Source organism: Lacibacter sp. MH-610 (genome assembly GCF_045780045.1).
In the GTDB taxonomy this organism is placed as follows: Bacteria; Bacteroidota; Bacteroidia; order Chitinophagales; family Chitinophagaceae; genus Lacibacter.
Window position 1 is genome coordinate 193,900 of record NZ_CP116002.1, and the last position, 15,674, is coordinate 209,573.

Genomic DNA, 15,674 nt, shown 5'->3' on the forward strand with positions numbered 1-15,674 from the left:
ACAAACCTCCTTATTGATAGCCCTGTTTTATAAATATTTTACTGTTTTTATATTAGATTAGTGGCAGATTCACCACTTTATATTTTAATAAAAGATAACCTTAACCTTAAATCTTCATAAAAAAGTAAAACATCTGCTGCGGTTTTATTAAAAAACATGATGCAGCAATTATTCCCCCACTCATTATTATGCTTAGTATAAAATACAATCCCAAACAACATATTTCTGCTTTGGACAGTATTCGTGGCGTAGCCGTTTTGCTGGTTATTCTTTTTCATTGCTACCCCACTTATATTACAAAGCTTGGCTGGCTGGGGGTTGATCTGTTCTTTGTGTTATCCGGATTTTTAATCACCGGTCTGTTACTGGATGCAAAAGGAAAAAATAATTATTACCGGAATTTCATTGTAAGAAGAACCCTCCGCATATTTCCGCTCTATTATTTTGCATTACTCTTATGCCTGGTAATAGTTCCAATTGTTTTTAAATCATTGCTCCCGCCTGATTATGGCTATTACACTGCAAACCAGTTGTGGTTTTGGACCTACACGCAAAACTGGTTGTTTTCAAAAACAGGTTTTCCTGAAAATCTTACATTGGTTCACTTTTGGTCACTCGCTGTTGAAGAACAGTTTTATTTATTCTGGCCCCTGTTTGTAAGAATATTCTCTTCCAGAAAACTGTTAGGCTTTTGTTTCATGCTCATGGTGTTGAGTTTTGCATTCCGGTTATACATAGGAAAAGAAATAGGGTTTGTTTCTCCGTTTGAATATGTTGCAACACTATCACGGATTGATGCTTTATTAACAGGTGCTGTTACAGCTATCCTTATCCGGAATAACAAAGAGTTACTTGAAAAATATGCTTTCCGTTTTTTTATTACCTCAATAATTTTTTTTACGGCAGGCATTCTGCTGGCTAGGAGTTTTTTCTTTTTAAAGCTGGCACCTTTTTACCTGGCTGCAGATATTGCATTTGCTTGTCTGTTGGTGTATATGCTATCTGTTGATCATAAAAACGCAACGTTAAAAAATTTTCTGAATCAAAAGGTGTTCATCTTTCTTGGAAAATATTCCTACGGTTTGTATGTGTACCACTACATCCTTTACATGTTTTTTAAAGATTATTTCATCAGACATATTCAAGCGGTTGTACATAACTACTGGGCTGCTTTTTTTATTACAGGCACACTGGTTATTTTTGTTTCAGTTGTTGTAAGTATACTGAGTTATCGATTAATTGAACTGCCTTTTTTAAAACTAAAAAAGTACTTTGTATAAATTGAAGGTTGTGTTTAGTGCTGTATGTCATTGATTCCGATTACAGCCCGAGTTGTCTTAATTTTATAAAGCGCCATATACTTGCGCTATCTGGAAAGTAAGCAGATGAGTTTATAAAAGAGAAAGCCGCATCAATGATTGATGCGGCTTTTATTTTCAGTATAACTACTTTTACTCTTCCTCTTTCGGCATTACCACATTCATCAAACCTCTTCTGTTTTTGGCACGGCCGGCAGGATTATCCTTTCCATCAATCATCTCCAGCTCCAGCGGGCAACATTCACCAAAAGATTCAATGCTGATGCGATTACTATCGATGCCTTTACTTACTAAATATTGCTTACAGGCTTTAGCACGCTTGTCAGCCAGTATCTTATTGTATTCTTCAGAACCCAGCATATCCGTATAACCGGAAACCTGCAAAGTAGCACCGGGGAACTGTGTTAATACATTGTACACAGAGTCAAGTGTGAGTGCAGCATCCGGTTTGATGTTATGTTTATCAAAATCAAAGTACACAGTTACAATTGTTTCAGGACGAAGGATCACACGCTTTTCAATCAACTCATCTTTGTTTTTTAAGATATCAACCGCCCAGTCTTTATCGTCTGTTGTTTCAATTTGAGAAGAAGCCGTTTTTTCTTTGTAATGTTTTTTAGTGATGTTGAGTGTGTAAGGTCCGTTTCCTTCCAGGTCAAACGTGTAGCGACCACTTGCATCAGTAGTTTGTTTCCATGTTTTACCGGTAGCATCTTTTAAGGTTACTTCAGCATCAGGCACCGGGTTATTATCGGTGAGATCACGAACCACACCGGTGAGTTTTTCCTTCTTGGGTGCTTTGGTTACGGTATAATTCTGTAAACAACAATCACTGCCACGATCCGAACTGAAAATGGCTTTGGTTAACAACGGAGCTCCTTCCGGCGCAAAAAAGTACAGATCATCCCTGGATGAATTTACCGGATGACCGGCATTTTCAACAGCACTCCAGTTGCCAACAGCACCTTTGCTCATATACAAATCAAATCCGCCCATACCCAATCTTCCATTGCTTGAAAATACAAGCGTAGAAGAACTGTTATGATAAAACGGTGATTGCTCATCTGCTTCTGTATTAACGCCGGCACCTGCATTAACAGGCGTACCTGCAGTTCCATCTGCATTTAATGGCGCATACCAGATATCAAAACCACCTTGGCCACCGGGCATATTACTGGAGAAGAAAATATATTTTCCATCAGCTGTTACAGCGGGTTGTTTGCTGCTGTAACCTTCTTTGTTAATGGTTGTTACTGCCTGCACATTGCCCCAGCCATTCGCTGTTTTTGTGGCATGATAAACGGCAGCTTTGGTTTGATTATTTGCTTTGGTCCATTGGGTAAAAAACAAATGATTGCCATCGGCAGTAACAGCAGCAGCTCCTTGCTGCGTGGCTGCATCAGCACCTTCAATCATTAATTCTTCACCGGCATCAAAGCTTCCGCTGTTATACGTTGTTTGAAATAAACGATTGCGGTTTGGATTAACACCTGCAGCAGCAGTTGTATCAACCTCTGTACTTGTAACAATAAACTGGTTACCGCTCACCTGAGCCGGAGCAAAAGAACCTTTATCCGTTCCCTGAAGTATCACCGGTTTTAATGTAAACATCACCGTATCAGGGCGGCTTTGCTGCATACGTATAAAGCGGATAGAAGCCAGTTCATTTTCAGCAGCCGTTTTATATGGATCGTTACCGGCAGTATTGCTTTGGTATTTGCTGATGCTTTCTTCAGCATCTGCATATTTACCAAGCGCACGCTCACAAACTGCTTTCCAGTACCAGGCCTGGTTGTATTTTGAAGGTTCCTTTTCTCCTGCTTCTTTGTAAGCAGCAATTGCTTCGTTCATATAATTAGCTAAACGGTAGCTTTCTGCTTTACGATAGAGGATATCATTTTTAGTAACACCTTTTCCGGCACCGCTGCCGCTTGCTGACTTCCGCTTTTTAGGATTGATCGGAAAATAAGCCTGTTCAATTTGCTTGGAAGATGGTGCAAGGTATTGTTCATACAACTTCGCAGCTGTATAGTAATCACCTTTGGCAAAATATTGCTCGGCCTGTACAATGCGTTTATCAGCCTGGGCTGATGCACTTGCTGCACCAAAGCAACAGATGGCAAATACATAAACTACCTGCAGGTACTTATGCATTTTATTTTGGTTGGATATCGGGGTGTTCATATGAATAAGATTCTTCATGAATGATTTTGTTTGCTCAATGCGTTTCCTGTTTTATAACCTGGCACAACGGATAAAATCAATAATACTCCTGGAGCTGTTACGTTTGATGTAAGTTAAGCTCAATTCAAAACTGTTTACATTACGTGTCATCGCTCCCAGTTTGGAGGTGTTGGCATCATAACTCAAACCCACAATAAAATTTCTCCAATCCACACCAATAAACGGCGCCAATGCATCTTTATAACGGTAATAGCCGCCAAACATAAAATCAGTTTCTTCATTTACATTCAGCTGTACATAAGTACCCAGCATGGTTACGCTGGCCGTACCCTGGCGCATATACATTACATGCGGAATAATGCTGGTACGTTCAGAAAGATTATAACTCAAACCACCATGTATAGTATAGCGCATGGGAATGGTATTGAGATCAGTACCTCCGCCGGCAATGATGGGATCTTTAGGTCGTGTAAGATGAAATGCAGAAACACCTGCAAACACATTCGTCTTCTTATCCGGTGTGGCATCATAATACAAAGCTCCCGCTCCTGCATCAAACACAGTGGCGCTGGTACGGTTGAAGGTTTCAGCGGTAGCATTACCGGCATTATAACCGGTGATGGGATTCCATTGATCGCCCCACTTGAACTTGGTAGGATCAACACGGCGGCTGATGATGCCCCCCTGTATGGCCAGCACCAGGCGGTGATTTTCTTCTGCACCAAACTTTACACCCGTATATGCAACAGATGCATAGGCATTGGTATAATTAAAACCACCGTCACCCGCTGCCTGGTTCATGATGTTAACACCCACTGCAATATTGCGGTTGGTACGTGCATCAAATGAAATACCGGCCGTACGGTAAGGGTTGCTGATGCTTCCCCATTGGTTGCGGTATACAGAAGAGATACGGTATTCGCCATCACTTCCTCCCGTCATGGCCGGGTTGATGTATAACGGGTACGTATAGTTCTGTGTAAAATGCGGATCTGTTTGTGCAGTTAACGTCTGCGTTACCGCCGTAAACAGACAAGCTGTGAAAAGATGTTTCAGTTTCATCGCTTTATTTTTCATTGTGATAGTCAGATATTGGATGATGATAATTGTTTATCGTACAAGAGTTATTGAGCCTTTCAAATCAATTGTTCTTCCATCAGCCATAACAGCTCTCAGCACATACACATACACACCCACCGGTTGTGGTTTGCCTCTGTGTGTGCCATCCCAGCCCTGCGACTGATTATTGATGAACGCAATTTCCTGGCCGTATTGATTGAAGATGCGCATCTCCACCTGTCGTATATAATTACCGTAAATAAGCAGTTTATCATTCTTACCGTCATTGTTTGGTGAGAATACATTCGGCACAAACACTCCTTTATCCAATGGACGAACGGTGATGACGTAGGTTCTTGCTGTACCCACGCATCCGTTAATGTTGGGTGTTACAGTAACAGTTCCGCTGATGGGTGCATTACCAAGGTTGGTAGCCGTAAACTGCGGAACATTTCCTGATCCTGATCCGGTTAAACCGATAGCAGGATTAGAATTGGTCCAGTTGAGTGTTACCGTTGTATTGACAGGTGTAGTTGTAAACAAAGTTGCCGGAACAATCGCACCATCATTTACTGTTGTATCAGTACGCACCGTTACAGTTGGAACAGGATTTACCTGAACCGTTAATGTTACAGGGTTCGCACATTGACCTGCTGTTGGTGTAAAGGTGTAAGTACCGCTGGCCGTATTGCTTACTGTTGCAGGACTCCAGGTACCGTTAACACCATTAGTTGATGCAGCAGGTAAAGTTGGAACCGTACCGCCGATACATATGGATTGATTTAAGTTGAAATTAAATGCAGGTGTAACAACAGGATTCACCGTTACTGTATACGTATATGTAGTTGCACAAACACCTGATGCCGGAGTAAAGGTATAGGTGCCGCTGGCTGTATTACTTACAGTTGCAGGACTCCATGTTCCGGTGATACCATTATCAGATGTTGTTGGAAGAGTTGGAACTGTTCCACCACTACAAATTGTCAATGAGGTACCAAAGCTGAACGTTGGTGCTGTATTCGGTGTAACGGTAACCGTAAAGCTGGTAGATGTGCCGCATTGTCCTGCATTTGGTGTAAAGGTGTAAGTACCACTTGCTGTGTTGCTTACAGTTGCAGGGTTCCAGGTACCACTGATGCCGTTAGTTGATGTATTAGGCAGAGTGGGTACACTTGCTCCGCTGCAAATGGTTAATGAAGTACCGAAGCTGAATGTTGGTGTAAGAATCGGGTTCACGGTAACAGTAAATGTTGCTGTTGTAGCACACTGTCCCGCTGTTGGTGTAAAGGTATATGTACCACTTGCTGTATTGCTTACAGTTGCAGGGCTCCAGGTACCGGTGATGCCATTGCTTGATGTGTTAGGCAGTGTTGGTACGCTTGCACCGTTACAGATACTTAATGAAGTACCAAAGCTAAAGGTGGGTGTGATATTCGGATTCACTGTTACAGTGAATGTTGTTGTCGTAGCACACTGACCGGCTGTTGGTGTGAAAGTATATGTACCGCTTGCTGTATTACTTACTGTTGCAGGGCTCCAGGTACCGGTGATTCCGTTATCAGATGTTGTCGGAAGAGTTGGAACTGTACCACCGCTGCAGATAGTCAATGATGTTCCAAAACTGAAGGTCGGAGTAACATTTGGATTCACCGTAACTGTAAATGTTGCAGTAGTTGCACACTGACCGGCTGTTGGTGTAAAGGTATAAGTACCACTCGCCGTATTGCTTACTGTTGCAGGGCTCCATGTTCCGGTAATACCATTTGTTGACGTAGTTGGTAATGTTGGAACTGTACCTCCACTGCAAATAGTTAATGAAGTACCAAAGCTGAACGTGGGTGTGATGTTCGGGTTCACTGTTACAGTGAATGTTGCTGTTGTTGCACACTGACCCGCTGTTGGTGTAAAAGTATAAGTACCGCTTGTTGTATTGCTCACAGTTGCAGGACTCCATGTTCCGGTGATACCATTTGTAGATGTATTAGGTAAAGTAGGCACACTCGCTCCTTCACATATACTTAAGGAAGTACCGAAGCTGAAAGTTGGTGTGATGTTCGGATTTACTGTAACAGTAAATGTTGCAGTAGTTGCACACTGACCGGCTGTTGGTGTAAAGGTGTAAGTACCACTTGCTGTGTTGCTTACTGTTGCAGGACTCCATGTTCCAGTGATTCCGTTATCAGATGTTGTTGGAAGTGTAGGAACTGTTCCGCCACTACAGATAGTTAATGAGGTACCAAAGCTGAACGTTGGTGTAATATTCGGGTTTACTGTAACTGTAAATGTAGTTGTGGTAGCACATTGACCGGCATTCGGAGTAAAGGTGTAAGTACCACTCGCCGTATTGCTTACTGTTGCCGGGCTCCAGGTTCCGGTGATTCCATTAGTTGATGTAGTTGGTAAAGCTGGAACTGTACCACCGCTACAGATAGTTAATGAAGTACCAAAGCTGAAGGTGGGTGTGATATTAGGATTCACTGTAACAGTTAATGTGGTTGGGTTAGCACATTCATTACTGTTAGGCGTAAACGTATAAGTACCACTTGTTGTATTACTGATTGTTGCCGGGCTCCAGGTGCCGGTGATGCCATTGGTTGATGTATTGGGAAGTGTTGGTACACTTGCTCCGTTACATATACTTAATGAAGTTCCGAAGCTGAAAGTTGGCGTTGTTCTGGGAGTTACTGTAATGTTTATGGATATCTGTAATCCGCACTGACCCGCAGTTGGAGTAAATGTATAAGTGCCGCTTGCTGTATTGCTTACTGTTGCCGGGCTCCATGTACCGGTGATTCCGTTTAAAGAAGTTGTTGGCAAAACAGGTGCTGTTGTTCCTGCACAAAACGGAGGTATGGATGCAAATACCGGAAGGAAGATCGGGTTTGATAAAATTATACCTGTAAATAAGTTAGTCGTACATCCGTTAATGGTTACAGAAAAATTGGAATACAAACCTGCATTCAATCCACTGATGATGATTTGTCCTGATGCATTCGCTGTTAATGTGAGTGGGCCTACGGGTACTCCATCATCTGTATATGTAACACTGTATGTAGCACCGGGCACCAATCCATGTATGGTAATAGAACCTTCTGTACCGTTACAGCTTGTGGGGTTATTACTTGATAACGTAGGCGCCTGAACAGAAAAACTGGCTGTAAAATAATTACCTCCGTTATCTGCAAGTGAAGTTTCATTACATAAGCTCGTACTGCTGTTAGAACCTGTTACTTCATAATAAACCTGTACAAAATAATTGCCGGGAGCATAGTTCGTAAGATTCACCGGTGCAAAGGGAACAGTGGTTCCGTTAGGAATAACCCGTTGCCATTTCTGATCACCTGCCTGGCAGGGACCTCCGCCCGGAAACTGACTGTTAGGTACATCACAGTTTTCAAAAAACGGGAGATCAATAAAAGAAAAAGCACCCGGTGTTCCTGATTGTGGATATACACGGTAGTACATACGAACGCCGCACACATTAGAGTTAGCAGGGTTCTTAAACGTTTTTACTTCACCACCACGAAGGATTAATGTACCGGAGTTCTGTGTATGAACACCGAGGTTAGCACCTTGGAATACATTACCCGCAGGACCAATCAGGTTCTGACCGGTACCGGTAGTATTGAAGAAATTACTTTGATTACAATCTGAAATCCAAACGGCTGAAGCAAAGGAGCCGAAGTTTTGTGCATAGGCACTTACGGATAACAGTAAAACAAGCAGGAATATTCCTGCATAGGAAATTGGATTGTTGGGTTTCATTTTATAGGCGATTAGTATGGTTAATACTAACTAACACGTAAATGTATTATGTTATTCACAGTTTGTCAACCTTTCACATCGTGTTTTTACAAAAAATAGGTAGTACTACTTCGTTGATCGTAATTTTCCGCAACGGGGTATTGCGTTGAATTACTACCATAGCATATCCCGTGTTCCTACTGAATAAACTCTCAGGAAAAGAAACAGGTAGTTTACGTAAGATCAAACGCTGCAGAGGAAAAAATCAGAATCAGGTATAGTAAGGACTGATCATATAATATACAATCACACCTGTAATAGCTACATATAGCCACACCGGCCATACTTTCTTTGCCAGTTTGCGATGGCGGTCATACTCAGCCGTGAGTCCACGGTAAGCAGTAAACAAAACAAAGGGAAGTACTAAGCCTGCTAATGGAATATGTGTAAACAATATGGCGAAATAAACAAGCTTGGCTAATCCTTCGCCGCCATATTTTGTCTCCCCGGTAAAAAGATGATGACAGATATAAGAAACAAGAAACAGAATAGAAAGAAACATGGCCCATAACATCAAACGCTTATGGGTATTAAACCGTTTTTGCTTGGCCGCATACAAAGCACTTATCAGCAGCAGTGCTACAAACGTATTGATGAGTGCATTAAGATGAGCGAATATATGTTTATCAAATCCGAGATTCACCTTTAACTGTACCCGGCTTAAAACGGTAACAGCAGCAAAAACAATCACTGAAAAAACTATAATCAGAATAGAAGCTACACGATCATTTTTTTTGATGGTAGGAGGCAATACAACTCCACGGGAATGACGATGACGGCGACTGGACATTTGAATGGTTTTACTTTCTGAACAAATTACGTTTCTTGGTTTTGTCTTTTTCAAGGATCAGCAAACTGATATCACGGGCCATTTTACTTAAAGCGTTGCTGTCTGTTCCATCGTACCAGCCCCGTATTACCCTGTTTTTATCCAACAGGTAAAATTTATTGGTATGTAAAAAGGATGTATCCACTTCGCCTCCGTCTACCACAGCTGCTTTAAACTCATTAAACGCCAGTTCATAAATTTTGTTCTTTTCGCCGGTAAGAAACCACCAGTTATTATGTTTTACAGCATATTTATCAGCGTATCGTTTTAATGCTTCTACTGAATCCCTTACAGGATCTACACTGAATGATATAAAATGTATAAGTGTATCATTCTTTTTGTAAGCCTCCTGCATTTTTTTCATATTGCTTGTCATAGTAGGACAAGGATTGGGGCAACGTGTAAAAAAGAAATCTACTACCAGGATTTTCCCTTTCACATCATCAGCAAAGACAGTATCGTTTAACTGGTTTACAAAACTGAAATTGGAAATGCGGTGCCAGATGGTATCCGTTCTTTTTTTACCATCTACAACTGTATCCTTTACGCCATCAAAAAAATAATGGCGGGGCATATCCACGGCACGTTCGCTGTAATACTTTACAAGATAATAAGCTGTTACGGGTAACAGCACCACCAACAACATCGCTAAAACTGCTTTCTTACTCATATCAATGCAAACTTCACTAAAAAAATCGTCCCTATTCTTTGCACTAAAGAAACCGGGACGAATATTTTACAATCAGTAGAATTATTTCAATCCGCCTTTATGGCCTTCTTCATGCTTGCCTCCATGGTCTACCTGCTCCGCTTTTACAGGATCTTTCGGCGCATATTCATTACGCAGATTTTTCCAGGAAACACCATCCCACAAAAAAGCAATGATGAACCATACAAAGAGCAGCAAAGGAACTACAATGGTCATAATCATATTTCTGATTTCATCACCCAGGTGCATGAAAATAGAAACGATGTAAAACGCTTTTGCTAATGAAAGAATGATAATAACACCTTTCAGAAAATATACCAGCGTATGATTAAAATCGGGGCTCTTATGCATGATATAGATCCAATAACCAAATGCAAGCTCCACCAATGTAATTACAGACAGAATCAATGTTGTGCGCCAGATCCGCTTTTTTGATTCATCCGTTGGGGCGTCATGCGGTATCGTTACTTCACCTCCAAATGTTTGATGTTCCATACTTAAATTATTTCTAATGACTTAATTATTTATAATGTTATACCAGGTAAAAGAATAAGAATACAAATACCCATACTAAATCTACAAAGTGCCAGTATAAACCGATTTTTTCAATCATCAGGTAATGACCTCTTCTTTCAAACACACCTCTCCACGCCATTATGGTTACAATGATATTAATCACAACACCACTGAATACGTGGAAGCCATGGAAACCGGTAATGGTAAAAAAGAAATTGGCGAAGTTGCTGCTGGCAACAGATCCATCCGCATTTGGGAAAGGATTTCTGCCCCACCATGCACCTTCATGAAAGAGGTGTGTCCACTCCCATGCCTGGCATCCAAGGAACGCAAGACCACCAAGAATGGTCCAGATCATGTATTTGATCACTCCCTTTTTGTTGCCATGATGACCTTCATGCACGGCCAGCACCATTGTTACAGAACTAACGATGAGGATAAAAGTCATCAAGCTCACAAACAATAACGGTAAGCCGCTGCCTAATAAAGGAAAAGATTGAAACACGAAGTTCGGGTCAGGCCAGGAAGGGCTGCTCATACGAACCGTACCATACGAAATCAAGAAAGCGCCAAACGTAAATGCGTCACTCATCAAAAAGTACCACATCATCAATTTGCCATACTCAATGTTGAAGGGGCTCTTACCACCACTCCACCATTTTGTGTTTGCCGCTGCTGCTGCGTTTGCCATTAATTTAGTTTTAGTTAGTCTTACAAATTTTTATCAATGCTGTTTATGACACCAAAAGGAAGAACACAAACAGATAGATCCATAATATATCAACAAAGTGCCAGTAAATACCGGCTATTTCAACAGGAGTAGAACTGTAGTACTTGGTTTTGGTACTGAAAGCACGTGCAAAAATCACGAGCAGTGCAATAACACCTCCCACTACGTGCAATGCATGCACCCCTGTAATAATGTAAAAGAACGAACCTGCTACACTTTCCTTAAAGGTGATGTTCTGATTCCAGAGTTCATTAAACCCAAGGAACTGTGTAGCCACAAAACCCAAACCCAGCAAGGTGGTTAACAATACCAGGTTTTTATACTTTCCTGTTTCCCTGTTTTTCATAGCACGGTAAGCTAAGTAAATAGTACCGCTGCTTAACAGGATGAGCACCGTTGAAAGAAAAAAGATCTTCGGCATTTGTACAGGCTGCCAGCCGGCCTGGTTGCTTTTTACGATGTAAGCACTGGTAAACCCTGCAAACATCATAGTTATACTTCCGATTGCAACCCACAATGTAAACTTATGCGGGTGCATTTTTTTATTGCTTGTGCGCTCACTCATAACCTGCTGCATCTTCAAACTATTTAAATCAAATCCAAAAAAATACGCTGTATTGTTTCTATTGGCTCAACTTATCTGCCAGCAACGCCAGCAACACAATAGGCAGATAAATATAACTGCTGAACATCACCCTTCTTGCACTCTTCACATCCATATGAATGTACAACCGTACACACTGTAATACCATCACTGCATTTGCGGCAAGCAAAATCCAGAAACTGGTAATACCGCTCATATTAGTAAAGTAGGGTAACATTCCTACCGGTATCATCAGTAAACTCCAGATGATGGTTTGCAAAGCGGTAAACTTTGTGGGCCCTGTTTGTGAAGGCAACAATTTAAAACCGGCTTTGGAATAATCCGTATGTGCAACCCAGGCAATAGCCCAGAAATGCGGAAACTGCCAGATGAACTGAAGGGCGAATAAGATCCACCCTCCGGCCCAGCTAAAAGTTTCACCATCATAAGCTGCTGCCCAACCGATCAAACAGGGAAATGCCCCAGGTATACCACCAATTAACACAGCGATTGAGTTTATTTTCTTTAGTGGTGTGTACACAAAGCTGTAAATAAATAAACTCAACAGCGATAAACCGGCCGTATACCAGTTAAACCATAATCCTAAAATCAAAGAACCGATAATAGCTGCTGCAAAGGCAAACGTACTGGCTTCATTCACACTCATTCTTCCTGCTGCTACAGGTCTGTTACCTGTACGCTTCATTACAGCATCCGTATCTTTTTCGGTAACCTGGTTAATAGCGTTTGCACTGCCTGTAACCAACATACCTCCTATAAATAAAAGAACAATACTCTTCCAGTCGAACTCCACTACATTGGGCGCCAGCATGTAACTGATAACACTGCTGAACACTACCGTAAAACTGAGCGTGAATTTGATGAGCTGTTTGTAGTCATCAATCTTACGCATCAAAGCACTTTTTTCTTTCTTCGCTGAACCGGTAGATGCTATGCTCAATGTTTTTTTATCTTAATCACATATTACTGTGATTGCTTGTTTCAATTAATGTTTGCTCTCGTTTTCTCCTACAGGTGTGGTTTGAGCAATAAACTCCTGCCCGTCTTTACCATAATCATAAGCCCAGCGGTGTACTTCAGGAATCTCACCTTCCCAGTTACCATGACCCGGATTGATGGGTGTTGTCCATTCCAGTGTGGTAGCACCCCATGGGTTCTGTGTGGTTACTTTACGTCCTTTCCAGATGCTGTAGAAGAAATTAAAGAGGAACAGAATCTGTACCAGGAACACGATGATAGCAACAATACTGATGAACTGGTTCAGACTTCCAAACTGCTTGAAAGATTCCCAGATGCTGTAATCATAATAACGGCGGGGCATACCTGCCAAACCTGTATAGTGCATGGGCCAGAAAATGAGGTACGCACCAATCATAGTAGCCCAGAAATGAATATAGCCTAAGGTATTGTTGAGATAGCGGCCATACATTTTAGGATACCAGTGGTAAATACCGGCAAACATGCCGAACATACTGGCTACACCCATTACAATATGGAAGTGTGCAATAACAAAGTAGGTATCGTGCAGGTGAATATCCAACGCAGAGTTACCGAGGAAGATACCTGTTAAACCACCACTGATAAACAAACTCACAAAACCTAAGGCAAACATCATGGCAGGTGTAAAGCGGATACTTCCCTTCCAGATAGTAGTTAACCAGTTAAATACCTTAATGGCACTGGGCACCGCAATCAACAGGGTCAACAGTACGAAGAAGGCACCGAGGAACGGATTTAAACCGGTTACAAACATATGGTGTGCCCAAACGAGGAACGCCAGGATTGTAATTGCAAACAGGGAACCGATCATGGCCATATAACCAAAGATGGGTTTACGGCTGTTTACAGAAAGGATTTCACTCACCATACCCATGGCAGGTAACAGAATGATGTACACTTCTGGGTGGCCTAAGAACCAGAATAAGTGCTGGTAAAGAATGGCACTTCCGCCTTCGTTAGGCAAGGCCTGTCCACCGATATAAATATCACTCAGATAAAAACTAGTACCAAAGTGACGATCAAAAATCAATAAGATGAAACCGCTGAAGAGTACAGGGAATGATAATACACCCAATACTGCTGTAAAGAAAAACGCCCAGATCGTAAGCGGCAAGCGAGTCATGCTCATGCCCTTTGTACGCATGTTGAGTACAGTAGCGATATAGTTCAAACCACCTAAGAGGGCAGATACCACGAACAGCGCCATACTTACCAGCCACAAGTCCATACCCACTTTACTGCCCGGCGACGCCTGACCTAAAGCACTTAACGGAGGATAAGCTGTCCAGCCACCGCTGAAAGGACCTGTTTGTACAAAGAGAGATGATAACATTACAATACTGGCAATAAAGAAGAACCAGTAAGAAAGCATATTCAGAAACGGAGAAGCCATATCTCTTGCACCCACCTGCAGAGGAATGAGGAGGTTAGAGAAAGTTCCACTTAAGCCTGCTGTTAATACAAAGAACACCAGTACAGTACCATGCATGGTTACGAGTGCATAATAAGCTTCGGGTTGCAGTTGACCACCACGTGCCCATTCTCCTAATAAATCTTCCATCCAGGGGAAACGTGCCTCCGGAAAGCCAAGTTGCAAACGGAAGATTACTGAAAACAGACCTCCCAGTAACGCCCAAAACATACCTGTGATCAAAAACTGCTTGGCAATGGTTTTGTGATCCTGGCTGAAAACATATTTGGTGAGAAAAGAGTCATGATGATGCTCATGATGTACCTCACTGTGTCCTACATGAGGAACACTTACTACATGCTCGTGAACTTGTGTGGTTTCGCTCATAATATTTTCGTTTCGTAGTGATCAAATTATTTTACAACTGCCGCAACAACTGTTTTTGAAGTTGTATCTGCAACAGGTGCTTTCGGTTCTTTATCAGGATTTGCTACCAGGTAATTGGGTTTTTGTTTTGCCATCCAGATATCAAACTCTTCCTGTGTAACTACTTCAATAATACCTTTCATAGAGTAGTGACCGTTTCCGCACATCTGGTCGCAACTGATTTCATAAACAAAATCAGGATTACCGGTACGCTCTTTCATTTCTTTCGTAGTGTACTTAGGTGTAAACCATAATGTAGTAGGTATGCCCGGTACAGCATCCATCTTCATACGGAAATGGGATAAGCCCACGTCATGAATTACATCACGGCTGCCGATGATGAGTTGAACCGGGCGGCCTTTTACAATGTACATGGTTTGAGTAGTTACCACATCATCATAGTTGGCAGGATCGGCTTTCAATTTCAGGTCTTTATTATCTTCCCAGATCTGGCCCAGTGAATTACTGTTATCGTCGTTAATTACTTTGAAATATGTTTTACCGAATTGTTTATCCTTTCCGGGGTAACGCATAATCCAGCCAAACTGTTTTCCTACAATCTCTACTTTCAATGCATCCTTGGGAGCATCAGAAGTAATGCGGAACCAGAACTTCAAACCAAATACCACTAACACAGTAAGGAAGATGGCAGGAACAACCGTCCAGATTACTTCCAGTTTGTTATTGTGCGGAAAGTAAAATGCTTTTCTTCCTTCTTTAGCCTGGTATTTCCAGGAAAAATAGAATAACAGAAACTGCGTAATTACAAACACCAGGCCTGTAACAGCAGTGGTGATCATAAACATCCTGTCAATCTCTTCACCTTCTACAGAAGCAGAGCCCTGCGGGAACAATGTTTGACCGTACAGTTTATCATTACAGTACCATACACCTATAAAACCAATAATCATAAAGCCTAACATGAGAAAGGCGTTGATACGGTTGTTTTGCTGTTTGGTTTTTTCTTCACCTTTTAATACGCTAACATATTCACTGGCCTTTGCAATCTGGAAGATTACAATAAACACCAACGCTGCAGCCGCTAATACCAGGTAAGTTTGTGAAGTCATACTATGCAAATTAT

Annotated in this window: 12 protein-coding genes; 1 reads left to right on the forward strand and 11 read right to left on the reverse strand. The window is 41.7% G+C overall.

The features are described 5' to 3' along the window. The first annotated feature begins 188 nt into the window (after positions 1 to 188). On the forward strand, positions 189 to 1,280 hold the full coding sequence (locus PDL71_RS00890) for an acyltransferase family protein (RefSeq protein ID WP_407524200.1): 1,092 nt from the start codon (positions 189 to 191) through the stop codon (positions 1,278 to 1,280). A 171-nt stretch (positions 1,281 to 1,451) separates the two neighbouring features. Here the strand turns inward: PDL71_RS00890 and PDL71_RS00895 are convergent, their stop codons facing one another. The 11 genes from PDL71_RS00895 to PDL71_RS00945 form a co-directional block, all read right to left on the reverse strand. Next, complete coding sequence (locus PDL71_RS00895) at positions 1,452 to 3,473, reverse strand: OmpA family protein (RefSeq protein WP_407524202.1); 2,022 nt, start codon at positions 3,471 to 3,473, stop codon at positions 1,452 to 1,454. Positions 3,474 to 3,554: 81 nt separating this feature from the next. Further along, on the reverse strand, positions 3,555 to 4,565 hold the full coding sequence (locus PDL71_RS00900; protein WP_407524204.1) for a PorP/SprF family type IX secretion system membrane protein: 1,011 nt from the start codon (positions 4,563 to 4,565) through the stop codon (positions 3,555 to 3,557). 48 nt (positions 4,566 to 4,613) lie between these two features. Next, a complete protein-coding gene (locus tag PDL71_RS00905) occupies positions 4,614 to 8,327 on the reverse strand; it encodes a gliding motility-associated C-terminal domain-containing protein (RefSeq protein WP_407524206.1) in 3,714 nt (1,237 codons plus the stop codon). 250 nt (positions 8,328 to 8,577) lie between these two features. Further along, complete coding sequence (locus tag PDL71_RS00910; RefSeq protein ID WP_407524208.1) at positions 8,578 to 9,156, reverse strand: DUF420 domain-containing protein; 579 nt, start codon at positions 9,154 to 9,156, stop codon at positions 8,578 to 8,580. A gap of 10 nt (positions 9,157 to 9,166) precedes the next feature. Further along, positions 9,167 to 9,865 (reverse strand): SCO family protein, encoded by a 699-nt coding sequence (locus PDL71_RS00915; protein WP_407524211.1) that lies wholly within the window; start codon positions 9,863 to 9,865, stop codon positions 9,167 to 9,169. Between the two features lie 81 nt (positions 9,866 to 9,946). Then, complete coding sequence (locus PDL71_RS00920; protein WP_407524213.1) at positions 9,947 to 10,399, reverse strand: hypothetical protein; 453 nt, start codon at positions 10,397 to 10,399, stop codon at positions 9,947 to 9,949. A 37-nt stretch (positions 10,400 to 10,436) separates the two neighbouring features. Continuing rightward, the gene (locus PDL71_RS00925; protein WP_407524215.1) at positions 10,437 to 11,111 is read right to left on the reverse strand and encodes a cytochrome c oxidase subunit 3; all 675 of its coding nucleotides are present in this window, start codon (positions 11,109 to 11,111) and stop codon (positions 10,437 to 10,439) included. Between the two features lie 43 nt (positions 11,112 to 11,154). Next, positions 11,155 to 11,727, reverse strand: coding sequence for a heme-copper oxidase subunit III (locus tag PDL71_RS00930; RefSeq protein WP_407524217.1), 573 nt, complete (start codon positions 11,725 to 11,727; stop codon positions 11,155 to 11,157). A 46-nt stretch (positions 11,728 to 11,773) separates the two neighbouring features. After that, positions 11,774 to 12,694 (reverse strand): heme o synthase, encoded by a 921-nt coding sequence (gene cyoE, locus PDL71_RS00935; RefSeq protein ID WP_407524219.1) that lies wholly within the window; start codon positions 12,692 to 12,694, stop codon positions 11,774 to 11,776. Positions 12,695 to 12,739: 45 nt separating this feature from the next. Then, positions 12,740 to 14,551 carry a cbb3-type cytochrome c oxidase subunit I gene (locus PDL71_RS00940; protein WP_407524221.1) on the reverse strand — a complete coding sequence of 604 codons (1,812 nt, stop codon included), beginning with the start codon at positions 14,549 to 14,551 and terminating at the stop codon, positions 12,740 to 12,742. Between the two features lie 26 nt (positions 14,552 to 14,577). After that, positions 14,578 to 15,660, reverse strand: a complete 1,083-nt coding sequence (locus PDL71_RS00945; RefSeq protein ID WP_407524223.1) for a cytochrome c oxidase subunit II — start codon at positions 15,658 to 15,660, stop codon at positions 14,578 to 14,580. Positions 15,661 to 15,674: the final 14 nt, after the last annotated feature.

Excerpts from the sequence above, each read along its gene's own strand:
- PDL71_RS00890 (WP_407524200.1), top strand. The coding sequence starts at position 189 with ATGCTTAGTATAAAATACAATCCCAAACAACATATTTCTGCTTTGGAC.
- PDL71_RS00895 (WP_407524202.1), bottom strand. The coding sequence starts at position 3,473 with ATGCATAAGTACCTGCAGGTAGTTTATGTATTTGCCATCTGTTGCTTT.
- PDL71_RS00900 (WP_407524204.1), bottom strand. The coding sequence starts at position 4,565 with ATGAAACTGAAACATCTTTTCACAGCTTGTCTGTTTACGGCGGTAACG.
- PDL71_RS00905 (WP_407524206.1), bottom strand. The coding sequence starts at position 8,327 with ATGAAACCCAACAATCCAATTTCCTATGCAGGAATATTCCTGCTTGTT.
- PDL71_RS00910 (WP_407524208.1), bottom strand. The coding sequence starts at position 9,156 with ATGTCCAGTCGCCGTCATCGTCATTCCCGTGGAGTTGTATTGCCTCCT.
- PDL71_RS00915 (WP_407524211.1), bottom strand. The coding sequence starts at position 9,865 with ATGAGTAAGAAAGCAGTTTTAGCGATGTTGTTGGTGGTGCTGTTACCC.
- PDL71_RS00920 (WP_407524213.1), bottom strand. The coding sequence starts at position 10,399 with ATGGAACATCAAACATTTGGAGGTGAAGTAACGATACCGCATGACGCC.
- PDL71_RS00925 (WP_407524215.1), bottom strand. The coding sequence starts at position 11,111 with ATGGCAAACGCAGCAGCAGCGGCAAACACAAAATGGTGGAGTGGTGGT.
- PDL71_RS00930 (WP_407524217.1), bottom strand. The coding sequence starts at position 11,727 with ATGCAGCAGGTTATGAGTGAGCGCACAAGCAATAAAAAAATGCACCCG.
- PDL71_RS00940 (WP_407524221.1), bottom strand. The coding sequence starts at position 14,551 with ATGAGCGAAACCACACAAGTTCACGAGCATGTAGTAAGTGTTCCTCAT.
- PDL71_RS00945 (WP_407524223.1), bottom strand. The coding sequence starts at position 15,660 with ATGACTTCACAAACTTACCTGGTATTAGCGGCTGCAGCGTTGGTGTTT.